This is a genomic window from Saccharothrix sp. NRRL B-16348 (assembly GCF_001280085.1).
Classification (GTDB): domain Bacteria; phylum Actinomycetota; class Actinomycetes; order Mycobacteriales; family Pseudonocardiaceae; genus Actinosynnema.
The window spans coordinates 1-245 of the sequence record NZ_LGED01000163.1 but is presented as its reverse complement, the minus strand read 5'-3'; the positions used below and the strand labels follow the sequence as shown (position 1 = coordinate 245).

Here is a 245-nt window from a genome sequence, read left to right as displayed (position 1 = left end):
CGTGCCAGTACGCGCCGTTCACCGCCAGCCCCCGGTTGGCCGGGTCCTCCGCCTGCGCGGAGAAGTTCAGCACCGGCGTCTCACCGGGGTAGGCGAACAACTCGGTGCGGTCGGCCGACGTGCCGTTGTTGCCCTGTGGGATCGTCACGGTCTGCGCGAACCGGTAGGTGCCGCCCCGCATCAGGATCGTCCCGCCCGGCGTGATCCGGCTGATCGCCGAGGTCAACGTCGTCGGGTCGGCCTGC

Annotated in this window: 1 pseudogene; it reads right to left on the bottom strand. The window is 71.0% G+C overall.

Going from position 1 to position 245, the window contains the following annotated elements:
- A pseudogene (locus ADK67_RS16115) lies at positions 1-245 on the bottom strand (cellulose-binding protein); the annotation flags it as partial.